This is a genomic window from Vibrio mediterranei, from assembly GCF_900088415.1.
Classification (GTDB): Bacteria; Pseudomonadota; Gammaproteobacteria; order Enterobacterales; family Vibrionaceae; genus Vibrio; species Vibrio mediterranei.
This window is the reverse complement of sequence record NZ_FLLQ01000003.1, coordinates 139,131-163,895: the sequence shown is the minus strand read 5'-3', so window position 1 is coordinate 163,895 and position 24,765 is coordinate 139,131. Positions and strand designations below refer to the sequence as shown.

At 45.8% G+C, this 24,765-nt stretch carries 19 protein-coding genes; 10 read left to right on the top strand and 9 right to left on the bottom strand.

Translation table 11 applies throughout. The annotated features are described in order from the left end of the window. Positions 1–20 precede the first annotated feature (20 nt). The 6 genes from VME0621_RS10680 to VME0621_RS10655 are packed head-to-tail and all read left to right on the top strand — an operon-like array spanning position 21 to position 9,539. Positions 21–1,013, top strand: coding sequence for an ABC transporter ATP-binding protein (locus tag VME0621_RS10680; RefSeq protein ID WP_031494295.1), 993 nt, complete (start codon positions 21–23; stop codon positions 1,011–1,013). A 53-nt stretch (positions 1,014–1,066) separates the two neighbouring features. After that, the gene (locus VME0621_RS10675) at positions 1,067–2,788 is read left to right on the top strand and encodes a glycoside hydrolase family 9 protein (protein WP_062456662.1); all 1,722 of its coding nucleotides are present in this window, start codon (positions 1,067–1,069) and stop codon (positions 2,786–2,788) included. Beyond that, a complete protein-coding gene (locus tag VME0621_RS10670; RefSeq protein WP_062456660.1) occupies positions 2,781–3,659 on the top strand; it encodes a glucosamine kinase nucleotide-binding domain-containing protein in 879 nt (292 codons plus the stop codon). The genes VME0621_RS10675 and VME0621_RS10670 overlap by 8 nt, the downstream gene beginning before the upstream one ends. A 9-nt stretch (positions 3,660–3,668) precedes the next feature. Continuing rightward, a complete protein-coding gene (locus tag VME0621_RS10665) occupies positions 3,669–5,639 on the top strand; it encodes a beta-N-acetylhexosaminidase (protein ID WP_062456657.1) in 1,971 nt (656 codons plus the stop codon). A gap of 21 nt (positions 5,640–5,660) precedes the next feature. After that, positions 5,661–8,066: a glycoside hydrolase family 94 protein gene (locus VME0621_RS10660; RefSeq protein WP_062456654.1), complete on the top strand. Its 2,406-nt coding sequence runs from the start codon at positions 5,661–5,663 to the stop codon at positions 8,064–8,066. Positions 8,067–8,126: 60 nt separating this feature from the next. Beyond that, on the top strand, positions 8,127–9,539 hold the full coding sequence (locus tag VME0621_RS10655; RefSeq protein WP_006075052.1) for a phosphoglucomutase/phosphomannomutase family protein: 1,413 nt from the start codon (positions 8,127–8,129) through the stop codon (positions 9,537–9,539). 209 nt (positions 9,540–9,748) lie between these two features. Here the strand turns inward: VME0621_RS10655 and VME0621_RS10650 are convergent, their stop codons facing one another. From VME0621_RS10650 to VME0621_RS10625, 6 genes are all read right to left on the bottom strand, one after another. Further along, on the bottom strand, positions 9,749–10,780 hold the full coding sequence (locus tag VME0621_RS10650; RefSeq protein ID WP_006075051.1) for an ABC transporter ATP-binding protein: 1,032 nt from the start codon (positions 10,778–10,780) through the stop codon (positions 9,749–9,751). Beyond that, positions 10,780–12,405: an ABC transporter permease gene (locus VME0621_RS10645; protein WP_038229083.1), complete on the bottom strand. Its 1,626-nt coding sequence runs from the start codon at positions 12,403–12,405 to the stop codon at positions 10,780–10,782. Before VME0621_RS10645 ends, VME0621_RS10650 begins: the two co-directional genes overlap by 1 nt. Positions 12,406–12,488: 83 nt before the next feature. Beyond that, positions 12,489–13,499, bottom strand: a complete 1,011-nt coding sequence (locus tag VME0621_RS10640) for a Fe(3+) ABC transporter substrate-binding protein (RefSeq protein WP_038229082.1) — start codon at positions 13,497–13,499, stop codon at positions 12,489–12,491. 136 nt (positions 13,500–13,635) lie between these two features. Next, positions 13,636–14,865 carry an ammonium transporter AmtB gene (locus VME0621_RS10635; protein WP_038229081.1) on the bottom strand — a complete coding sequence of 410 codons (1,230 nt, stop codon included), beginning with the start codon at positions 14,863–14,865 and terminating at the stop codon, positions 13,636–13,638. Between the two features lie 18 nt (positions 14,866–14,883). After that, entirely contained in the window at positions 14,884–15,222 is a 339-nt protein-coding gene (locus VME0621_RS10630; RefSeq protein ID WP_038229080.1) for a P-II family nitrogen regulator, read from the bottom strand. 207 nt (positions 15,223–15,429) lie between these two features. Next, on the bottom strand, positions 15,430–15,801 hold the full coding sequence (locus tag VME0621_RS10625) for a YacL family protein (RefSeq protein WP_031494037.1): 372 nt from the start codon (positions 15,799–15,801) through the stop codon (positions 15,430–15,432). A 93-nt stretch (positions 15,802–15,894) separates the two neighbouring features. Here VME0621_RS10625 and VME0621_RS10620 point away from each other — a divergent pair, with 93 nt between their 5' ends. From VME0621_RS10620 to VME0621_RS10610, 3 genes are all read left to right on the top strand, one after another. Continuing rightward, positions 15,895–17,037, top strand: coding sequence for a sugar diacid recognition domain-containing protein (locus tag VME0621_RS10620; protein WP_006075718.1), 1,143 nt, complete (start codon positions 15,895–15,897; stop codon positions 17,035–17,037). A 160-nt stretch (positions 17,038–17,197) separates the two neighbouring features. Further along, the gene (locus VME0621_RS10615; protein WP_031495021.1) at positions 17,198–18,463 is read left to right on the top strand and encodes a GntP family permease; all 1,266 of its coding nucleotides are present in this window, start codon (positions 17,198–17,200) and stop codon (positions 18,461–18,463) included. A gap of 9 nt (positions 18,464–18,472) precedes the next feature. Further along, positions 18,473–19,612, top strand: coding sequence for a glycerate kinase (locus tag VME0621_RS10610; protein WP_062456650.1), 1,140 nt, complete (start codon positions 18,473–18,475; stop codon positions 19,610–19,612). 88 nt (positions 19,613–19,700) lie between these two features. Here VME0621_RS10610 and VME0621_RS10605 read toward each other — a convergent pair whose 3' ends face one another. Beyond that, the gene (locus VME0621_RS10605; protein WP_062456647.1) at positions 19,701–20,840 is read right to left on the bottom strand and encodes an arginase family protein; all 1,140 of its coding nucleotides are present in this window, start codon (positions 20,838–20,840) and stop codon (positions 19,701–19,703) included. A 113-nt stretch (positions 20,841–20,953) separates the two neighbouring features. On the opposite strand from VME0621_RS10605, the gene VME0621_RS10600 reads away from it, so the two are divergent. Beyond that, complete coding sequence (locus VME0621_RS10600) at positions 20,954–22,006, top strand: AraC family transcriptional regulator (protein WP_006075618.1); 1,053 nt, start codon at positions 20,954–20,956, stop codon at positions 22,004–22,006. Positions 22,007–22,030: 24 nt separating this feature from the next. Here VME0621_RS10600 and VME0621_RS10595 read toward each other — a convergent pair whose 3' ends face one another. Together VME0621_RS10595 and eno are read right to left on the bottom strand one after the other, a co-directional pair. Further along, complete coding sequence (locus tag VME0621_RS10595; protein ID WP_062456644.1) at positions 22,031–23,206, bottom strand: Ldh family oxidoreductase; 1,176 nt, start codon at positions 23,204–23,206, stop codon at positions 22,031–22,033. Between the two features lie 198 nt (positions 23,207–23,404). Next, positions 23,405–24,706 carry a phosphopyruvate hydratase gene (gene eno, locus VME0621_RS10590; RefSeq protein WP_038228991.1) on the bottom strand — a complete coding sequence of 434 codons (1,302 nt, stop codon included), beginning with the start codon at positions 24,704–24,706 and terminating at the stop codon, positions 23,405–23,407. Between the last annotated feature and the right edge of the window lie 59 nt (positions 24,707–24,765).

Here is a 24,765-nt window from a genome sequence, read left to right as displayed (position 1 = left end):
GGAATTTCTGGAGAAACATTATGAGCAACTATGGTGAACTGCTGATTGAAGGCAAAAATGTTGTCAAAGATTTCGCAATAAACAGTAATACGCTAAAACAACCAATGATGCGTGCTATCAATGACGTCTCATTCAAAATGTACAAAAGTCGCGGTCTTGCGGTGGTTGGTGAGTCAGGCTCTGGCAAATCAACAACGGCAAAAATGATCGCCAAAATGTATGCCCCAAGTGGTGGTGAAATTAAATATCGCGGCCGTGATATTCAAGAGATCAAAGCGCGCAGCGAGTTGATGAAATACCGCGAAGGCGTGCAGATGGTATGGCAAGATCCGTTCGGTTCATTAAACCCAACACACACGATCTTTCATCATATTGCGCGTCCACTGCTGATCCATAACAAGGTGTCGAAAAGCAACAAAAAAGAGCTAGAAGAGCGAGTGTACGATCTGCTCGATCAAGTGGGCTTAATTCCACCTAAAGAAACCGCAGCCAAATACCCTCACCAGCTTTCAGGTGGCCAAAGGCAGCGTGTCAACTTGGCAAGGAATATTGCGGTTGGAGCAGAAGTTGTCCTGGCTGATGAGCCAACTTCTATGCTCGATGTCTCGATTCGCGCTGGCGTTCTCAACCTGATGGAAGAGATGAAGTTTGAGAAACAAATGTCATTGCTTTACATCACTCACGATATCGCAACCGCTCGCTATATCGCGGAAGATATCTCGGTGATGTACGTCGGCCATATGGTGGAATGGGGCGATACCGATGAGGTCATCGCCAACCCTCAACATCCCTACACCCAACTTCTTGTTTCTGCGGTACCGGATCCGAAAAAATCTATTCATGAGAAGTTGGAAGGTAATAAAGGCGAGATTCCACTCTGGACACCAGCCTCCGTTGGTTGCCCATTTGCGGGTCGATGCAAACATGCAACCAGTAAATGTACGGAAGCCTTGCCGCCAGTGACCAAACTCGCCGACAACCATTTTGTACGTTGTTATCTCTACGAAAACTAATTAAACGCTCCTGTAATGGGAGCGCTTCTTCTCGACAGGTGAATGAAAAAACGATGCAATTGCTCACTAATCATATTGGCTATCAGGTAAACAATGCGAAACGCGCAGTGTTGATGTGTACTGATCCACATCATCCAGTGACGACTGCATATTTAGTTGATGCGTATTCTGAAAACACCGTTCTAGAGCTCACACTCGAAGGCGGACAATCTGTCGACAACTGGCATTGTGGGGTGTTTTTTACTATCGACTTCAGTCAGTATCAGCAGGCGGGACGTTACTACCTTCGCTACCAGTCCATTCGCTCTCATGATTTTGTTATTGAAGAACATAATCTATTAACGCGCAGTTTTTCTGATGTCATTCATTATTTCAAATCTCAACGCTGCGGTGGACAATTCGATGAACACGATAGGCAAGCGCGTATTATCGGCAGCGATGAAACCGCCGATGTGCACGGTGGTTGGTATGATGCTTCTGGAGATGTCAGTAAATATCTAAGCCACCTTTCCTACGCCAATTACCTCAATCCACAGCAAACTCCAATGGTGGTTTGGAATATGCTGAAAGCGGACGATATCCTGTTCGCACAACAAGACACCCCAAATTTTGTGCGTGCACGTTTACAAGAGGAAGCGCTTTACGGCGCCGAGTTTCTTGCTCGCATGCAACATAGCGACGGTTACTTTTACATGACCGTATTTGATAAGTGGAGCAAAGATGTCGAACAGCGCGATATCTGTGCCTACGAGACTCAATTGGGTCACAAGAAACAAGACTATCAAGCGGGTTTTCGACAAGGTGCTGGCATCGCTATTGCCGCTCTTGCCAAAGCGAGCCAATCTGAGTCGGCCACCTGTTCCCAAGCAACGCATTTTATTGAGCTAGCCCGAAAAGGCTATTGGCACTTACAACAACATAATACGCAATATCTCAACGACGGCATTGCTAATATCATTGATGAGTACTGTGCACTGCTGGCGACGGTCGAGCTTTATAAAGCGAGCGGCGAAGACCTTTATTTAGATCAAGCGAGAATCTGGGTGGACTCATTAGCCTTGCGGGCCAAAGCCGACGACAACTACGATTTCTTCTGGTCTAGTGATTGTGACGGTTCTCGCCCGTTTTACCACGCTGCTGAAGCTGGATTACCTGTCATTGCATTAGCAGAATATCTCGCTATTGAAACTAACTTTGAACGTCAACAACGTTTCGCGCAATTAGTCACAAAAGCCTGTCAATTTGAACTAACAGTAACCGCTGAACTATTTAACCCCTTTAGTTACCCAAGACAGTATGTAAAAGGTGTTGATGAGCCAAAACGCTCTGCCTTTTTCATTCCACATAACAACGAATCTGGATATTGGTGGCAAGGTGAAAATGCCCGTATTGCTTCTCTCGCATCCATGGCTTTGGTTGCCAAGGACGTAGTCTCGGACAGTTCATTAAAGCAACAGCTAGAGAGCTATGCTACTCACTGCCTCGACTGGATATTAGGGTTGAACCCCTATGACATGTGTATGTTAGACGGTTACGGTTTTAATAACCCCGATTATCTACCGCAGCTAGGATTTTTCAATGCCCATGGCGGTATCTGTAACGGCATTACTGGCGGCTTTGACGATGAACGAGATATTGCATTTAACCCCAGAAATCAAAAAGACGACATGCTGCAAAACTGGCGTTGGGGTGAGCAGTGGATTCCTCATGCTGCATGGTATCTGTTGGCCGTGGCACTAAAGCATAGCGATAGCAAAGGTGAACATCATGGCTAGATTCATCGCGGGGATCGACGGGGGCGGCACTTCGTGTCGCGCCAGAGTTCTAGATAAAGATGGCACGATTATCGGTGAAGGCAAAAGTGGTAGCGCCAATATCATGTTGGGGGCTGAGGTTGCTTTAAGCTCAATCATCGAAGCGATCTCCATTGCGCTGACACAAGGTGGTTTGGATGACTCCTACTTAAACCAAGTCGACATGGGTCTAGCACTAGCAGGCGCAGAGCATAAAGCCAGTTACCTCGCTTTCCTATCAGCCCCGCATCCATTTGCCAGTATTACTCTAAATACCGACGGCTACGGCGCATGTTTGGGCGCTCATGAAGGCAAAGATGGCGCCATCATGATAGCGGGCACAGGCTCTGTTGGTCTGTTTATTTCAGGTACAACGCAGCACGTCGTTGGTGGGCGTGAGTTTCCGATTTCTGACCAAGGAGGCGGCGCTATCATGGGGCTAAGGTTGATTCAAGATGTGTTACTTATTCAAGACGGTATTTTGGATTCCTCTCCTTTGGCCGACATCGTAATGACGCATTTTAACAATGACATTGACAATATTGTTGAATGGTCAAAGACCGCCTTGCCTAGAGATTACGGTCAATTTTCACCGCAGATTTTTGAGTATGCCTATCTCAATGATCCTCTTGCAAAAAAATTACTGATGCAAACCGCCAGTGATATTGAGATGTTTCTTACCGCCTTGCATCAACGCGGGGCAGAAAACATCTGTTTAATGGGCAGTATTGCCGAACGTATTTTTGATTGGTTATCGCCAGCAGCGCAACGTTGGATAGTATCTCCAAAAGGAGATGCAATGGACGGTGCGTTGATGATGGCAGGACAGCCAAGTCACAATCTTTACGATTGAGGTATATCTATGGACTTTCGTATCGACTTAGCAGTGATTGAAATCTTACCCAAAGGAAGCCGTTTTGGGCTTACACTGCATAATCTCTCTGAAAAAAGCGTGGCTAATTGGCAACTCAATTTTGCTTTCGACAGGCATATTGAGAAAACCAGTTTATCTCATGGAACGCTGAAGCAAGTAGGCAGCCTATGCTCTTTATCGATAAACAACACGCCACTTTATGCCAACAACCACTGCTACGTAGAGTTTGCTATTTCTACATCACCATTCAAACTGCTCTCTGATGGTATAAAAGAAGCGTACCTAACCACAGATTCCGGAACGCAATGCACCGTATCTGTGTCACCTATTGTGTTGAAAGAAGCGATCGACCAACCAACTGAAGTACCTAGCGTCAAAGCAGCAAGACATAAGCTTATTCCAGAACCGATGTCAGCTAACTTTAATAATGGTGTCTATGAGCTAACTCGTTATAGTCAGATAACCGTCGACAATACAGAGTTTCAATCTGCTGCCAATTGGTTAGCCGAAGAAGTAACTCGCTTGTTCAGTATCGAATCCAAGTCTATTGGTCAGCAAGATATTCATTTTAGGCACTCACCAGTACTGGATTCTGAAGAATATAAGCTGATCGTCAATGATAACGGTGTGGTCATTGAGTCAACCAGTCAGTCTGGCTTTATCTATGGTGCAGCGACCTTAATTCAATTGATGGATTTTGATGCGGCGCGCCATACTCTCTACATTCCTTTCTGCCAAATTCATGATAAACCTCGTTTTGCTTATCGTGGAATGATGATAGACAGTGCGCGTAGCTTCCAATCAGTTGAAGACATCAAACGCCTTATCAACCTGTTTGCTCATTATAAATTGAATACCTTCCATTGGCATTTAACGGATGATGAAGGGTGGCGTGTTGAAATAAAAGCGCTACCTGAGCTTACTGAGATTGGCGCTTGGCGAGGCCCAAGTGAAACCCTTGAGGCTCAGTTCCATCATATCAATCAGCGTTATGGCGGATTTTATAGCCAAGAAGAGATTAAGGACGTCGTCGCATTTGCCGCACAACGCGGCATCCAAGTGATTCCAGAAATCGATATTCCAGGTCACTGCCGTGCCGCCATCAAGTCATTGCCAAATATGCTGGTTGATCCTGATGACCGCTCTATCTACCGCAGTGTCCAACATTACAACGACAATACGCTGTCGCCAGGTATCGATGGCACATATCGCTTCCTTGATATCGTCTTAGAAGAGATTAGCGAGCTATTCCCTGCTCCTTACATTCATATTGGTGCAGATGAAGTGCCTGTGGGTGTTTGGGAGAAAAGCCCAAGTTGCCAAGCTTTAATGGAGACTCACGGCTACAGCAGCTCTAAAGAGCTGCAAGGTCATTTACTCCGTTACGCTGAAGACAAACTGAAGTCTCTGGGTAAACGCATGCTGGGCTGGGAAGAAGCACACTTTGGACACAAAGTTAGCAAAGACACGGTCATATACTCATGGCTAAGCGAAGAAGCTGCTATTAACTGCGCCAAACTCGGCTATGACGTCGTACTGCAGCCGGGTCAAACCACCTATCTGGATATGGCACAAGATCACTGCCCAACAGAACCTGGTGTTGATTGGGCAAACGTCATCACGCTGGAGCAAGCTTACCTATATGAACCTCTCTCTGAGCTGAGCTCTGATGACCCAATCAAAAAACGGATACTAGGCATGCAAGCTGCGCTGTGGACTGAAATAGTCAGCCACCAGCAACGCCTAGATTACATGATATTCCCCCGACTACTCGCTCTAGCAGAGACTGCTTGGTGTCCAGAGAATCGAAAAAACTACAGCGCATTTTTAGCAAGACTGAAAGCTCACCTTAGCTTGTTGCAACGCCAAGGTGTTCAATATCGCGATCCTTGGACTCAGATCGAGGAAACTGAAAACGCGCATCTCCAGACGAACAACAATAACAACGATAGAATTTAATTTCCCCATAAGGATATAGACATGCAATACGGCTACTTTGACAACGAGAATCGTGAATACGTCATCACTCGTCCCGATGCTCCTGCGCCATGGACCAATTACCTTGGTACTGAAAAATTCTGTACTGTGATTTCTCATAATGCCGGTGGCTACTCGTTCTACAACTCACCGGAATACAATCGAGTCACCAAATTCAGACCAAATGCAAGCTTTGACCGCCCAGGGCACTATGTGTACCTACGCGATGATGAAACCGGAGACTACTGGTCTATCTCTTGGCAGCCTGTAGCCAAGAGTCTCGACGAGGCTCAATATGAGGTTCGTCACGGTCTTTCTTACTCGAAATTTAAATGTGACTATGCGGGAATAGAGGCAACCAAAACCTTGTTTGTTCCTAAGGGTGAAGATGCTGAGATTTGGGATGTTGTCATTCGTAATACCAGTAATAAGCCTCGCACTATCAGTGCCTTTTCTTTTGTTGAGTTCTCATTCAGTCATATCGCCTCTGATAACCAAAACCACCAGATGTCACTTTACTCAGCAGGCACCGATTATAACGATGGTGTGATTGAGTATGACTTGTTCTACAACACCAACGATTTTGAAGGCTTCTACTATCTAGCATCAACCTTTGAACCCGATAGCTACGATGGTCAAAGAGATAATTTCCTTGGTGCTTACCGAGATGAATCGAACCCTATTGCCGTTGAACAAGGACGTTGTTCGAATCATACGCAAACCTGTTATAACCATTGCGGTTCCCTGCATAAACAATTCACTATTCAGCCAGGAGAAGAGGTTCGTTTCGCTTACATTCTAGGTATTGGCAAGGGCAACGGGGCCAGACTTCGCGCTAAATATCAAAACCTATCTGAAGTGGATAGTGCCTTTGAGGCCATCAAGGCTCACTGGGAGACACGCTGCGCGAAATTCCAAGTCAGCTCTCCGAATGAAGGCTTAGATACCATGTTGAATACTTGGACTCTGTACCAAGCTGAAACCTGTGTGGTTTGGTCTCGCTTTGCTTCATTTATCGAGGTGGGAGGTCGCACTGGCTTGGGGTACCGAGATACAGCCCAAGACGCTATGGCCGTCCCTCATTCTGCTCCTGAAATGACTAAAAAACGCATTGTCGATCTGCTTCGTGGCCAAGTTAAGGCTGGCTATGGCTTGCACCTCTTCGATCCTGATTGGTTCGATCCAGAAAAAGCGGACGTTAAACCTTCTAAATCACCAACGGTAGTACCAACACCTAGTGATGAAGATAAGATCCACGGTATCGCAGATACCTGTTCTGATGACCACCTATGGTTAGTGCCAACTATCTGCCGCTATGTGATGGAAACTGGCGAAATGGACTTCTTCAATGACGTCATACCTTACGCAGATGGTGGTGATGCCACTGTGTATGAGCATATGAAGGCAGCGCTTGATTTCACAGACAAACATGTTGGTGCTACTGGTATTGCAAAAGGTCTGCGTGCCGATTGGAACGACTGCCTCAACTTAGGCGGAGGAGAATCCTCCATGGTGGCATTCCTTCACTACTGGGCGCTACAAGAGTTTGTCGACTTAGCTCGTAAATTGGGGCAACTTGACGATGTGGCGCACTATGGGCAGATGGCGAAAAAAGTTCAAGATGCCTGCGAGACTCACCTTTGGGATGAGGATGGTGGTTGGTACATCCGTGGTATTACCAAAAATGGCGATAAAGTCGGAACCAACGAACAGACCGAAGGCAAGGTTCATTTAGAATCAAATACTTGGGCGGTAGTATCGGGTGCTGTCTCCGAAGAACGTGGTAAGAAAGCCATGAACGCGGTCGATGAATATCTCTACTCCGATTATGGCTTACATCTCAACGCACCATCTTTCGCCACTCCGAACGACGATATTGGCTTCGTTACTCGGGTTTACCAAGGAGTAAAAGAGAACGGGGCAATATTCTCTCACCCTAATCCATGGGCTTGGGTCGCCGAAGCTAAGTTAGGACGCGGTGATCAAGCGATGAAGTTCTATGAGGCTCTAAATCCGTATAACCAGAATGACATGATTGAAACTCGAGTTACCGAACCGTACTCCTATGTGCAGTTTATTATGGGACGTGACCATCAGGATCATGGCCGCGCCAATCATCCATGGTTAACCGGTACCTCAGGATGGGCTTACTTTGCCGCGACTAATTACATCCTTGGGGTTCGCTTAAGCTTTGACGGCCTTATCGTTGACCCATGCATTCCAACAAGCTGGCCTGAGTTTGACGTCACTCGAGAATGGCAAGGCGCAACTTACCATATCAAAGTGACCAACCCCAACCATGTCAGCAAAGGCGTCACAAGTATCACCTTAAACGGTGGCGATATTGAAGGGGCTATTCCTGCACAACCTGCGGGTAGCGTTAACCAAGTCAACGTTGTTCTCGGCTAATCAAAAGCCTGAGTTGACCATAATAATGAGCCCTGCGGGGCTCTTCTCAAGGAGCAATGTATGATCAAATTTGGAACAGGCGGGTGGCGCGCTTTTATTGGTGAAGAGTTCACTCGTGATAACGTCAAACTGGTAGCGCAAGCGCTGGCTAACATCATCAATGATGAAAACGTCGCAGAACGAGGATTTATCATCGGCTATGACCGACGTTTTTTATCGGACAAAGCGGGCCGCTGGTTTGCCGAAGTGCTAGCCGCGAACCAAATCCCAGTGCACTTTATCAATAAGTTTGTGCCAACGCCTATCGTTATGTTTAAAGCCAAGAGCATGAACTGCGCTTACTCGGCTTGCATCACCGCATCTCACAACCCTGCTGATTACAACGGCATTAAAGTATTTATTGAAGGTGGTCGCGATGCCGATGAAGTGATTACTGAAAAGATAGAGTCTCAAATCGCGACCTTAACTGCTACCGAGGTAAAATCTATCGACTTCGAGCACGCCGTGGACAACCAACAAATCATCGAAATAAACCCAATGAACGAGTTTGTCGATTCAATCATTGAGCTTATTGATATTGAATCCATTAAAAAAGCTAATCTACGCGTGTTGATCGACCCTATGTTTGGCGTAGCCAAAAATGCACTACAAACTGTACTGATTAACGGTCGCTGTGATGTCGATGTGATTAACGATGGGAAGAACCCTGATTTCGGTGGGCTTATGCCATCCCCTAGTGCTGCAACCCTATATCGCCTGAAACACTTGGTGGCAGCAGAAGGGTACGATATTGGTATTGGTACTGATGGCGACGCTGATCGCTTAGGGATTATTGATGAAAAAGGTAATTTTATTCACCCTAATGAAGTCTTAATGCTGCTTTATTACTACCTTCTTGAATACAAAGGTTGGAAAGGCTCAGTAGTGCGTAACATCGCCACAACCCACTTACTCGATAAAATCGCACAGAGTTATGGTGAAAAGAGCTTTGAGGTTCCCGTAGGCTTTAAGCACATCAGTGCCCAAATGGAGGCAGACGACTCATTAATCGGCGGTGAAAGCTCCGGCGGTTTAACCATTCGTGGCCATATCAAAGGTAAGGACGGCGTGTTTGCTTCTAGCTTGTTGGTGGAGATGCTTAGTGTCACCAACAAAAAGCTCTCTGAACTACTTGATGAGATCTATAGCAAATACGGTTATGCCTACACGGCAGAAGGTGATTGCACCTTCAAGCCGGCTCAAAAGGACAGCCTTTACCATAAGATTTATGTCGAAAAGTCTCTGCCTGAGTTCGATTATGAGGTAGAGAAAGTCAGCTACTCCGATGGAGCAAAAGTTTACTTCAAAAACGGTGGTTGGGTCATTGCTCGCTTTTCTGGTACCGAGCCACTATTGCGTATTTTTTGTGAGATGGAAGATAAAGCGCAAGCAGAATATGTTCTTCAGCAGATGAAAGACTTCTTGTCTTTATAGTCTCTGCGTCCGCGTCTTCTTACCGTATATTGGGTTGAGTCACCTTTCAATCCAAGTAAATAGTGAGAAGCTCCCTATAGGTGAAGAACATTTTGCCCGGTGACTGTCGCCGGGCTTTTTTGTACCTAGTCATTGGGGGTGCCACTTTATTGCAAGAGAGTGACCTTTCGTGCGTATTTGAGCAGAGCAAAGGAACTCCACTTGGGTAATTAGGCAAAAGCCACAATACCTTGTGACTCTACGCTCACAGCCACGTTCTGACCGACATCCAAAGCTTCCATCGAAGTACCCAATACCTTAGTACCCTCAATTTCTACCACATAGCGACAATGATCACCCATGAAGTGCTGCTCAAGAATAGCGATCGAGCTGCTATCTGAGGCCCTTAACTGAACGTGCTGCGGTCGAACAAGCAACTGGCATTTTGCTCCCTGATCAATCAAGGTGCATGACGATGCTTCTATCTGACCAATGGCCGTATTAAATGTAGAGCCTGACAAGTACGTTGCGGCTAGATAGCTTCCGCCACCTAAAAAGTCAGCAACGAACTTGCTCGAAGGACAGAAATACAGCTCTGATGCTGTACCGTACTGCTCAATCACACCTTGGTTCATCACCGCCATTTTATCGGCAAACGCAAACGCTTCTTCTCGACTGTGAGTCACAAAGATGGCTGTTACACCCTGCTTTTTGAAAATCTTGCGGATCTCTCGAATCAGCTCATGTCGTACTTGTGTATCGATATTAGAAAATGGTTCATCAAGCAGAAGTAGATCGGGTTTATAAGCTAAACTACGAGCAATGGCGACACGCTGCTGTTGTCCGCCCGATAGCTGATGAGGATAACGATCGCTAAACTGATCCAAATGAACCAAACTCAGCATCTCCTCGACAATCGCGTCTTGTTCTTGCTTAGCCATTCCCTTTAGACCAAACGCTACATTTTGAGCTACGGTTAAGTGAGGAAATAGCGCATAATCTTGAAAGATCATACCGATATTACGCTGCTCTGGCGCTAGCCATGTCTCACCATTGTCGATCACGCGCTCACCAAGCGTCATCACACCTTGAGAAAGAGGCAATAAGCCTGCCACCGCTTTGAGTAGCGTGGTCTTTCCGCAACCACTCGCGCCCAACAAGCAAACAATTTCACCTTGTTCAACCTGAAGCGATAAGGACTCTAAAATCGTCTGACCATCATATTGGCAAGATAGGTTTTTGATAGACAAAGCCGTAGTCATTAGTGGTTTTGCTCCAGTGAACGGTTAACAATAATAAGAGGTAGTAGGCCGACCAACACTAACAATACCGCTGGCATCGCGGCAAGTTCTAAGTGCTCGTCAGAAGCAAAGTTGTACACGTAAGTAGCCAGAGTCTCGAAATTGAAAGGACGCAATAACAGGGCTGCATTTAGTTCTTTCATGGATTCGATAAACACCAATAAACCAGCGATCAACACGCCCCGTTTAATAAGCGGTAAATGCACTCGAAGCAGCATTTGGTTCTTCTTACATCCCATAGTGCGTGAAGCCATATCAAGAGACGGCGATACCTTACTTAAACTGGTTTCAATACTACCGATAGCAACGGCAGAAAAGCGCACCACCATTGCAAAAACAAGTGCAAACATGGAACCAGAGAAAATCAATCCAGGGCGTTGCCAATCCATCCATTTAGCAAAATCGTTGACGCTGTGATCCATAAATAACACGGTGACCATAACCCCAATTGCCAAGACGGTTCCCGGTACGGCATAGCCAAGCGAAGAAGCGCGCATAAAGACCACACTTTTTCTATTTGGTGCAAGCCTACGATAGAAGTTCACGACGATAGCAACAAAGACACCAATAATCGCTGCCATCAAAGACACTTTGAGGCTATTCATGGCATAGGTCTGAAATTCTTCGGTCCAGCTTTGTGCAAAATACTTGTAGGCGTAAATCATCAACTGACCAAGCGGCAAGATAAATGCAATCGACACTAGGCCCCAACACCAGAACAGCGCTAACCATTTTTTCCAGCCCGATAGCTCATAGCGAAAGTCTTCGTGACTGTTGTATTGGCTTTGAAATAGCTTTTGCTTACGTCGACTATAGCGCTCGGCGCCGAGTAACAACACGATCACCACCATCATCATGGCCGAGATCTTCGCAGCAGCACTTAAATTAGAATACCCCAACCAAGTGTCGTAGACCGCCGTGGTTAAAGTACTCACGGCAAAATAGCTCACGGTACCAAAATCGCCTATGGTCTCCATCGCCACCAATGACAAACCAACGGCGATAGATGGTCTAGCGAGTGGTAATGAAATGCGCCAAAAGCTTGCCAACGGAGAACACTTTAACAAACGTGCCGATTGCAACAGTGAGACGTTCTGCTCCATAAATGCCGCACGGCACAGCAGATAGACATAAGGATACAGTACTAGCGACAAGACAACTGTAGCACCTCCAACGGTGCGAATATCAGGAAACCAGTAATCCCCTGCTTGCCAGCTAAAGACATCTCGTAGCCATATTTGGATGGGACCAGCAAAGTCAAACCAATCGGTAAAAATATAGCCAATGATATACCCTGGCATGGCAAGTGGTAGCACTAAAGCCCACTGCAACACTTTTTCACTTGGCAGTTTGCACATAGCCATCAGCCATGCACTAGGAACCCCCAAAAACAAAGAGAGTACCAAGACACCAGCAACCAATTTGACCGTATTTGAGATGTAGGTGGGCATCACCGTCGCAAGGAGGTGTGAGAAGAGATCACTTGATTCACCAAGTGCCGTGTAGAAGATCGCTAAAATAGGCAAAACCAGTAGCAGAGTTATCACTCCACTACTGGTTTTCCAAACATCATTTTTTTCTTTCATTGCCTAAACATACAGCAGGCGACACGAAGTCGGAAGTTCTTAACCAGAATAACAAAGGGGGTATTATACCCCCTTTCTGTCGATTATAGGTCGAACTTAACTTCGTCTAACAATTTGATTGCAGCACTGTGATATTCGGCAATCTCATCGAGCGAAATTTTATCTGCTTTGAAATCACCCCATGATGCCACAAGCTCAGAACGCTTAACGCCTTCTTTTACTGGGTACTCATAGTTAACTTCTGCATACATTTGCTGAGCTTTGTCGCCTGTTAAGAACTCCATTAGCTTCAATGCGTTGTCTTTGTTTGGCGAGTATTTCGCCATTGCCATACCACTGATATTTACGTGAGTACCCGTTGTGTTTTGGTTCGGGAAGTTAATGTATACCGCATCAGCCCAAGCCTTTTGCTCTTTATCATTAACCATCTTACCTAGGTAGTAGCTGTTACCTAGAGATACGTCACACAGGCCTTCGCTGATCGCTTTCACTTGAGCGCGGTCATTGCCTTGTGGTTTGCGGGCTAGGTTAGCTTTTACGCCTTCTAGCCACTCTTTTGTCTCCGCTTCACCGTGGTGAGCAATCATAGAAGACACAAGAGATACGTTGTAAGGGTGCTTACCGCTACGAGTACAGATTTTGCCTTTGTACTCAGCGTTTGCTAGGTCGATATAATCAAAATCATTACCTAGTTTGCCTACGCGGTCACGAGAAGAATATACGTTACGAGTACGCAGTGTTAATGCAAACCACTCATTCTCTTTATCGCGATATTGAGCAGGAACGTTAGCGTTGATTACGTCACTATCTACCGCTTGAACTACATCCTTGTCAGTCAATTCCGCTAGACGGCTAATATCTGTTGTTAACACTACGTCAGCCGGGCTGTATTCGCCCTCTTGCTGAAGTTTTTCTGCCAGACCTTTCTTAGCAAACTTTACGTTTACTTTAATGCCCGTTTCTTTAGTGAACTCGTTAAACATAGGCTCAACAAGGAAAGGTTGGCGGTAAGAGTAAACGTTGACTTCTTCAGCGGCCATCGCTGGTGCTGCAAAGCTAGCTGCAATTGCTGAAAGAGTTAGCAGTTTTTTCATCGTTTTAGTTCCTTTAATTCATAATGAGAACGTTTATCAGTTGCGTTATTATATTCATATTAATTCTGAAAACAATGATCTGATATAAAAAAACCTGCCATAAAAGGCAGGTTTTGATTAAGTTTGTAACAAAACATTACTTAACACTAACAAACTCCGGATAAGCACCTACACCACAATCGTGCATGTCCATACCCTCTAATTCTTCTTCTTCTGTTACACGAATACCGATTGTCGCTTTCAGCACTGCCCAGACAGCAAGACTTGCCGCGAACACCCAACCGAAGATAACTGCTGCGCCTAAAAGCTGAGCACCAAACGTTGCATCGCCGTTGCTTAGTGGCACTACCATTAGGCCGAAGAAACCACACACACCGTGAACAGAGATAGCACCAACTGGATCATCAATCTTAAGCTTGTCTAGGCCAATGATGCTGAATACGACTAGCGCACCGCCTACTGCACCAATAGCTACTGAGTACACAGGTGAAGGAGATAGAGGATCAGCAGTGATAGCAACAAGACCCGCTAACGCACCATTGAGAATCATAGTTAAGTCAGCTTTACCCCACGTTGTTTTGCACACTAGCATTGCTGCAATAGCACCCGCTGCTGCTGCTGCGTTAGTGTTAAGGAAGATTTGACCTACCGCTGTCGCGTTCTCAAAATCTGAAACCATTAATTGAGAGCCGCCGTTGAAGCCGAACCAGCCTAACCATAGGATAAACGTACCTAGAGTAGCTAAAGGCATGTTTGAACCTGGAATTGGGTAGATTTCACCATTCTTACCGTACTTGCCCTTACGAGCACCGAGCAACAGAACACCAGCTAATGCAGCCGCTGCACCCGCCATATGAACAATACCTGAACCAGCAAAGTCACTAAAGCCTGCTTCTGATAGGAAACCGCCACCCCAAGTCCAATAACCTTCCATAGGGTAAATAAATGCCGTCAGCACGACAGAGAAGATAAGGAAAGACCAAAGCTTCATACGCTCAGCAACCGCACCGGATACCACTGACATTGCTGTTGCTACGAAAACAACCTGGAAGAAGAAGTCCGACTCTAGAGAGTGGTCTGCACCTTCACCTTGAGTGCCGATTAGCGCACCAAATGATGGTAGCCAGCCGCCTTCGCCATTGTCCACATACATAATGTTGTAACCCACGATGAGATAACAAGTACATGCGATAGCGTACAAACAGAAGTTTTTGGTTAAGATTTCAGTGGTGTTTTTTGAGCGAACTAGGCCAGCCTCTAACATAGCAAAGCCTGCTGCCATCCACATTACGAGCGCGCCTGAAATAAGAAAGTAAAAAGTGTCTAGCGCATAACGCAGTTCGCTGACTGTTGTTGCTAATTCCATAATATGTTCTCCAATCCCTTAAAGTGCTTCAGCATCCATTTCGCCCGTACGAATACGTACTGCTTGGGCTAGGTCGTACACAAATATTTTTCCGTCGCCAATCTTGCCGGTTTGAGCCGCATTAGTGATAGCTTCTATAACTCGGTCTACGTTGTCTGCGTGCGTTGCAATTTCCAGCTTCACTTTCGGTAGAAAGTCCACCTGATACTCTGCACCGCGATATAATTCTGTGTGACCTTTCTGACGACCAAATCCTTTGACCTCAGAAACTGTCATCCCTTCAATGCCTACATCTGCAAGTGCTTCTCTTACATCATCCAGCTTGAATGGTTTAATGATTGCGTTAATAAGTTTCATGGCATCCCCTTCGCCTTTTTATCCCTGTTGCTTAATACAGCAATCAAGGTGCGTGCCAACTTTTTAAACTATTGAAATATAAGGACTCGAGTTTTATATGTTATAAAAATGAAAATACCTTGCACTTTATTGGTGCAAGGTATTCACAAAAATAATGCGTTAAATGTTATTAGCACTAAGAATGTGCAAAATAACCGTATTATCCACTTAGCGATTATGTATAAAGCGCTCCCACTGCTCGATAACAGACAAGAAATCCTCCAAACCACACTCACTGTAGCTTTCACTTTCATACAGTGAAAATTCTTCTTCGGACTCCGTTAACGTCTCAAAAGCTAACGTATTTTCATACACATGGACTTCAGACTCGAGAATACTCAAAGAAATCTCTTTGCCCTGCCACTTGTGTTCATTACCAGAAAATTGTGACGCTTTCGATAGCAGTGCTTTTATTTCCATGATGGTGCGGTCGTCGGTACTAACTTCTTCTTGAAGTAATCGAGCAATCACTTCTTGACCCATTTCGCACTTCACTAGATATTCACCAGTGAAACTGTTTTTAATAAACTCGAATTCCATCACTTTTTCTCTCTGTAAACTCGCGCCGATTATACCTCAGAATCACTAGCAATCAGGTATACTCAACAACAATTCCTTAGAAGAGCCAATACAATGCAACTTAACTCTCTCATTGCTAAGCAAATTGTTGATCGTGCAAAAAAGATCATTGCCTACTCCATTAACGTTATGGATGAAAATGGCGTGATCATTGGCTCAAGCGATCCTAGTAGACTGCATCAAACTCACGAAGGTGCACTGTTGGCCATTCGTGATAACCGCACGATTGAGATCAATGACTCTGTTGCCTCCACCCTCTCCGGTGTAAAAACTGGCATTAACCTCCCTATTATTTATAGCGATCAGGTTATTGGCGTAGTAGGTATTTCTGGCACTCCGGAAGAGGTAAGAAGCTACGGTGAACTGGTTAAAATGACGGCTGAGCTGATCGTCGAACAAGCGGCATTAATGTCTCAGGTCCAATGGAATAAACGTCATAGAGAAGAGCTGCTGCTGCAACTTATCGAAGGCTCGAGCTTGAATGATGGCCAGTTGCTCTCCATTGCCCAAAGGCTGGACCTCGATCTTTCCCAGCCAAGAGTCGCCACTGTTATTAAAGTAATTCCACGCGCAGGCGAACCAGTCACACTAGAACACTTACAAAAACTGGTTCATCTATTGGAACACCCGGAACGCGACAATATAGTCGGTATTGCTTCAGTTTCTATGAATGAGATCGTGGTTCTTAAGCCCGTGACTATTGTTAATCACACTTGGAATCGTAAAGAAGAACAGAAGCGGGTCGCTAAACTGGTAAAACGCATCGACAATGAGTGTGACTTTTCGATTCAAATGGCGATTGGTGATTATTTTCCGGGACTAATCGGCCTTGCGCGCTCATATGAAACGGCCAAAGCAACGATAGAAAGTAGTACCAGTAATGATGATGCTGTTATGTTCTATCAAGATCGCAAACTTTCGGTACTGGTCAGCAGTATCAAACAAGACCCATGGCGAGCTACTCAGCTTAAAGCGCCCATCGAGAAATTAATGGCAGCCGACAGCAAACAGGTCCTATTGAAAACCCTGAGCACCTTTTTTGCTCAAAATTGCGATCTGGCTCAAACTTGTGAATCCCTCCATATTCATCGTAACACTTTGCGATACCGCCTAGACAAAATACAACAAGAAACAAGCTTAGATATCAACAAGTTAGATGACAAAATCCAGCTCTATCTTGCGTTAAAATGTTTGTAAATATTACGTTAATTTGTGCATTTGCACAAATTAACTATTAACCACAATGATAAATTCGTCAGTTCGCATAAAGAAAATCCTCTCTTGAATAGCTAATCTTCCGCTCATAAAGGGTGCAAACACCCAATAAAAAATTATTAAATTAGCGGAAAACTAAACCATGATTGAAGTCTCTACCTTAGGCGCACTCGCAGCTCTTGTTGTTGCCATTGCCCTTATTCTTAAAAAAGTTCCACCAGCTTATGGCATGATCATCGGTGCCCTGATCGGCGGTGTTGTAGGTGGCGTGTCATTAACCGATACGGTTGCTCTAATGATTGGCGGTGCGCAAGGCATTGTTACTGCGGTATTGCGTATTCTTGCTGCTGGTGTTCTTGCTGGCGTTCTAATTGAATCAGGGGCGGCAACCTCTATCGCAGAGACCATCGTTAAGAAAGTCGGTGAGACTCGCGCCCTTCTTGCTCTGGCTATCGCCACCATGATTCTGACTGCCGTTGGCGTATTCGTCGATGTTGCAGTTATTACCGTTTCTCCAATTGCTCTTGCCATTGCTCGCCGCGCGGACATCTCTAAAACAGCAATTTTGCTTGCGATGGTTGGCGGCGGTAAAGCCGGTAACGTCATGTCACCTAACCCAAACTCAATTGCAGCAGCTGACGCTTTCAACGTTCCACTAACTTCGGTGATGGCTGCAGGTGTGATTCCAGGACTTTGCGGCATGATCTTCGCTTACTTCCTCGCGAAAAAGCTTGTCAACAAAGGCTCTAAAGTAGCAGAAAGCGAAGTGGTTGCTGTTGATCACTCTAGACTACCGTCATTTGGCGCATCGATTGTTGCTCCACTTGTGGCGATCGCTCTACTTTCTCTTCGCCCTATTGCTGGTATTAACGTAGACCCGCTTATCGCGCTTCCATTAGGTGGTTTACTTGGTGCCGTGGTCATGGGTCGTTTTGCTGACACTAACCATTTTGCCGTTTCCGGTCTATCACGTATGGCACCTGTCGCAGTTATGTTATTAGGTACCGGTACCTTAGCTGGCATTATTGCTAACTCTGGTCTGAAAGATGTGCTTATCGATTCCTTAACAGCATCGGGCCTTCCTTCTTATCTATTAGCACCAATTTCAGGTGCAATGATGGCGCTTGCTACCGCTTCTACTACGGCCGGTACAGCCGTTGCGTCTAGTGTATTTAGTTCCACAATTCTTGAACTTGGTGTTCCAGCATTAGCCGGTGCAGCCATGATTCACTCAGGTGCTACCGTACTGGATCACATGCCACACGGTAGTTTCTTCCACGCCACTGGTGGCGCTGTGCATATGGATATTCGCGAGCGTCTCAAACTCATTCCTTACGAGTCTGCGGTTGGTCTAGTGATCGCCTTTGTCTCTGTAATGATCTTTGGTGTGTTCGGTCTATTTGTATAAGGTCCTATTATGAAAATTATTATTGCTCCAGATTCATACAAAGAAAGCTTAACGGCCATGGAAGTTGCCGAAGCGATCGAAACCGGTTTTAAGAAAATCTTTGCCGATGCTGAATACGTCAAACTTCCAATGGCGGATGGTGGTGAAGGTACGGTTCAATCATTGGTTGATGCTACTGAAGGCTCGATTGTTACTTGCCAAGTTACTGGCCCCTTAGGTCAGCAAGTTGAAGGCTTCTACGGCCTTATGGGGGACGGTTCAACAGCTATTATTGAAATGGCTGCGGCGTCAGGCCTACATCTGGTTGAACCTGAGCTACGCAACCCGCTTGTTACCACAACTTATGGAACTGGCGAATTAATCAAAGCGGCGCTAGAGCGCGGTGTGAAGCACATTATTGTTGGTATTGGCGGCAGCGCTACCAATGACGGCGGCATAGGTATGGCGCAGGCTCTTGGTGCTAAATTGCTGGACCAACAAGGTAATGAACTTGGCTTTGGCGGTGGAGAACTCGATAAGCTAGCCAGCATTGACCTATCAGGCCTTGATGCTCGCCTGAAAGACATCCACTTGGAAGTCGCGTGCGACGTTGATAATCCTCTGTGTGGTCCTAAAGGCGCCTCGCACGTGTTTGGTCCACAAAAAGGCGCAACACCAGAGATCGTGGCAACCCTCGATAGCAACCTTGCGCATTATGCCAATGTCATCAAAGCTACTAACGGTCGTGATGTCATTGATACCGCAGGCGCCGGTGCTGCTGGTGGCCTCGGTGCAGCGCTACTTGGTTTGTTTGATGCATCACTGCGTCCAGGTATCCAAATTGTGATGGATGCGGTGAACCTAAGCGAAGTGGTAAAAGACGCCGATCTTGTGATTACAGGTGAAGGCCGAATTGACAGCCAAACTATTCATGGTAAGACGCCTATTGGTGTGGCACGTACTGCGAAGCAATACGACATTCCTGTGATAGCCATTGCAGGTAGCACAGCAAAAGACTGCGCAGTGGTTCACGAATACGGTATTGATGCGGCGTACAGTGTAGTACTAGGTGCGACTGACCTACCAACCGCCTTAAAAGAAGCGGCGTTCAACGTTGAAATGACCTCTCGTAATATTGCAGCGGCAATGGCGATGAACTTCAGCAAATAATCCGCTTTAGAAACACAAAATGCCCACTCAATTGAGTGGGCATTTTTTATTATCATTCCTACCGTCGCGTTAAGCGCAAAAAATGCTATTAGAACTCGATGTTACGACCGAAGTTCATTGGCCATTCTGTTGGGTTTTTCTTACCTTCGCGGATGTGGCGACATTCAGCTAGCCATACTAGAAGCTCCCAACCGAATGCAGCAGTAAGCAGCGCATCTTTCTCGTCAGAGTTTTTCTGAGGCGCAAACTCGGCAATATCAGCGCCAACTAAGTTAATGCGCTTAGTCGCGCGAAGTTTACGGAAGATGTCGTAATACATGCGAGCAGAAACACCAAATGGATCTGGGCTTGAGTTTGCACTGTGATCAAGAAGATCTAGCCCATCTAAGTCAAAGGTTAGGTACACCGGACGACCATCACCTTGTTTCTCAAGGATCTGTTCTACGATGTAATCCACGCCTAAATCGTAAATTTCATCAGCCAAGTAGAAGTTACCGCCAATCGCCTTCGCTTTGCCTTGTTGAGATGCACACCAGCGACCGCGCATACCCATGCTGACACTGGTCGTTGGGTCGATAGCACCTTCTGATGCTAGGCGGCAATACCAGTTACCTGAATATGACTCGTAATCAAAGTCAGCACGTGTGAGTAGGTCAAAGTGACCATCAATATGAATAAGTGAAACCGGACCGTGCACTTTCGCAAGTGCCGCAGGCCCTGGGTAAGCAACGGTATGGTCGCCACCAAAGAAGAATGGAGTACAGCCGTGGTTGATCACCATGTCATCAACCACTTTCTGCGCATTGCGCATTTCTTCATCTAAGTTGAACTGACCAAGGCCATCCCAGTTTCCGTAATCGATGATGTTACATAGTTCAAATGGCATCGTGCCATCTTGGTGAATAAGGCCCATACCAGTTTTAGAGGCATCACGAATCGCACCAGGACCAAATTTATGACCACCAGCATTTGGTGAACACTTATCCATGGTCAAGCCATACATAACAATGTCCGCGTTTTCAAAGCTGTTCACATAAGGTGCGCCAAATGCACCAACATGCTCTTTACCCAGTAAACTGAATGCTTCTACACCTTGTTCCGCCATACGCTGCTGCATTGGAGCGATGTCTTCATTGATATAAAAGTCTGCATCCGACTTATTCCAATAAATATCTTGGTAAAGTTCGAGTTTCTCTTTTGAAATTTCTACACGTTTTGGCTTGAACATATTGTTGTCCTCATTGTTTTTTCTGCTTTTCAGCGATGTCTATATTGTATCCACTCACCTCGCTTACTATAATTACATTTCCGGCCAATGAGATTACATTTCAGGACAACAACATGAGCTCACTACATCAGCAGCAGTTTTTGCAAGCCATTGTTGGCCACTGGGAATCATTACTCAGAGATTTGGCGAAACAGCCACTGGCTATCGATCCGTTTCTTCGCCGCGCTAAAATCAGACGTATTAGCTATGGTCATTATGAATTGATGACGACTCAACAAGTGCTGACGTTAATGAAATTGTCCATGGAACAGTTGAACATCGATGGTATCGGATTACGCATCGCAAGTAGGCTTACCATTGAGGACACCGGAGCTTTGGGCTTTGCCATGCTAGGCTGTAAGACACTTAAGCAGCTATTAGAAACGATCATTCATATACCCTGGATGACCAGTGACTACGTGGATATTCGTATTGCCTACGACCGAGAATATGCCTATATCACTGCCGAAGATCGTTCCGCATTTTGGACGCCGCAGCCCTACACTATCGAAGACAGCATTGGTCATTACTACCTTGGAATAAAAAAGCTCTTGGGAGAGCAATTTGATAAAGATAAAGTCTCAATTTCCCTTAGTTATGCCGCGCCAAGTTATAAACACCTCTATCACCAGTATTTAGGTATCATGCCGACCTTCAACGCAGCGAGTAATCAAATTAGGCTCCCCATTGAGTGGATCGATATGCCCATCTCTGCGAATGAATCCTTAGTCGCCAATATCGCAGCGAAGCACAGTGCGGAGATGAACCAGCAATCACGAGCCAGCACCAGTTGCGATCAAATAAGAATGCGCCTGTACGCTCTTCTCTCTTCCGGAGTACCCACCATGGAACAAATGGCTGAAGATTTAGGCTTCACCGCAAGAACCTTACGACGACGACTTCATGATGAAGGTAAAACTTACAAACAACTCGTGCTCGACGTTCGAATGCAAATGGCCAATGAGTATTTACTGAAGACTTCATTATCGTTATCCGATATTGCCAACCTCCTCGACTATCACTCGGCACCACCGTTTATTCGTGCGTTCAAAGCTTATCATCAGGTTTCGCCTTCACAATTCAAGCTAGAAACGAAAAAAGCCCAGTCCGAGGGAGACTGGGCATAAAATCAAGTGCGTCTGATTTTAAAATTATTTGCGGATAGTTTCAGCTGCGCGTTCAGCGCCAACTTTCGCTTCCCATTTCGCGTTCAACTCTTCGATAGAAGTGCCAGAGCGTTTTAGGAAGTCTTTGAAACCAACCCAGTGAGCGTCCATAACTTGGTGCTCATCGGTTGCCGTAGAGAGTGCTTTTAAGCCCCATTCATCTGGAATGTAAACTTCGTTGAAGCCAGCACGAGGACGGTTTTCTTTAATCGCTTTCACGAACATGTCGCTCTTACGTTTCACTTCTTCGATTGGGCCAAAGTGGCTTGGGTCGATGACTAGAATGTAAGAACCGCCTACTGGACATGGCGCATCTTCCATCGTGAAGAAGTCACTTGGCACTGCTGGAAGCTCAGGAGCAATCTTACCTTTCGGGTTGATGATTGCCGTCATCACTTCATTCCAGATGTTTAGAGAGTAAAGGCGTGGTGTTAGGAATGTCCACGGTGCTTTACAGTCAGCCACACGGCCGTAACCTTCGATTAGTGAGCCCCACTTACGAGCGTCAGCTGTTAGCTCACCAGTGTCTTGGTCAACAAGCGCTGCAACGTGTAGGTCGCGGTCGTTTACGATAGCGTCACAGATGTGAGAGTCGTAGCCTTCACCGATCATGATAGATGTGACTAGAGGTAGTTCTTCACCACCAACTAGAGCTGCATCGAACGGAGGGCAAGACATTGCTGGATCCATACCACCGAATGGTGCATTAAGAGGTACAGAGTTGTTTGAAGACATCGCAAACATGCCTTCTTTCATTGCCATCTGTGTGTAGTTAGAGAAGTTACCGCCGTCACAGTGGTCGTAACCAAATACGATTGAGATACCGTGCTTGCGTGCTTTCTCGATAGCCGTTTGAGCCATTAGCGCACAAACGTAGTGACCAGAAGATTTCTTACCGTTGTATACCGCCCAAGTATCGCCTTCAGACTCTAGCTCTGGCGTCGATGTAGGATCTAGGATGCCTGCTTCGTATGGAATCGTTACTGCTTCGATAACGCCAAGACCTTGGTGAAGTTTACCTTGTAGGCCACCAACCAATAGGTTGTGAGCAAGGATATCAGCGTGAGTTTGGTCAGCACCGATGTGTTTCCATGACTCAGAAACAATGAATGAAAAATACTCGTTATTAAACGTAGTAGTAGGGCTGGTCACTTTAGCCATGATCTTTTCCTCTAGTAAGTAGGGATACGTTTTATTGAACTGTAATCACTTTAGCGCATCTGAGTTATTTCATAAGTAACATACTGGATACTGTTACTCCTTCGTTACCCCGTTGGATGTCCTATTCAATAATATTCAGGCATAAAAAAAGCCGCTCTATAAAGAGCGGCTTTACAAAAGCTATTTAAAAATCAGCGATTAAGCTTGACCTTTAACTTCTTTAAGACCGTTGTAAGGTGCTTTTTCACCTAGAGCTTCTTCGATACGAATTAGCTGGTTGTACTTAGCAACACGGTCAGAACGGCTCATAGAACCAGTTTTGATTTGACCTGCAGCAGTACCTACCGCTAGATCAGCGATAGTTGCATCTTCAGTTTCGCCAGAACGGTGAGAGATTACAGCTGTGTAACCTGCGTCTTTAGCCATCTTGATAGCAGCTAGAGTCTCAGTTAGAGAACCGATTTGGTTGAACTTGATAAGGATAGAGTTAGCTACGCCTTTCTCGATACCTTCAGCAAGGATCTTAGTGTTAGTAACGAATAGATCGTCACCTACTAGTTGAAGCTTGTCACCTAGTAGTTCAGTTTGGTGCTTGAAGCCATCCCAGTCAGACTCGTCTAGACCGTCTTCGATAGAAACGATTGGGAATTGGTTAGCTAGCTCAGCTAGGTAGTGGTTGAACTCTTCAGAAGAGAAAGTCTTACCTTCGCCTTTCATGTTGTAGATGCCAGCTTCTTTGTCGAAGAACTCAGATGCTGCACAGTCCATAGCTAGAGTAACGTCTTTGCCTAGTTCGTAACCAGCAGCTGCAACAGCTTCTGCGATAACTTCTAGAGCTTCAGCGTTAGACTTAAGGTTAGGAGCGAAACCACCTTCGTCACCAACTGCAGTGCTGTAGCCTTTAGACTTAAGAACTTTAGCTAGGTTGTGGAATACTTCCGCACCGATACGTAGACCTTCTTTAAGAGTCTTAGCACCAACTGGTTGGATCATGAACTCTTGGATGTCAACGTTGTTGTCTGCGTGCTCACCACCGTTGATGATGTTCATCATTGGAAGAGGCATAGAGAATACGCCTGCAGTGCCGTTAAGCTCAGCGATGTGCTCAAATAGAGGCATGCCTTTAGCAGCAGCTGCTGCTTTAGCGTTTGCTAGAGAAACTGCTAGGATAGCGTTCGCGCCGAACTTAGACTTGTTTTCAGTACCGTCAAGGTCGATCATCACTTGGTCAACGTCAGCTTGAGCTTTCGCATCTTTACCAACTAGAGCTTCAGCGATTTCACCGTTAACAGCTTCAACAGCTTTAAGAACACCTTTACCTAGGAAACGTGCTTTGTCACCGTCACGTAGCTCAAGAGCTTCACGAGAACCAGTAGATGCGCCAGATGGAGCTGCCGCCATACCTACGAAACCGCCTTCTAGGTGTACTTCAGCTTCTACAGTTGGGTTACCACGTGAGTCGATGATTTCACGACCTAGAACTTTAACGATCTTAGACATTAATGTTTCCTCTCATTGAATATAAATGTCAAAATTAAGGGCAGCCGCACAACCTTCGC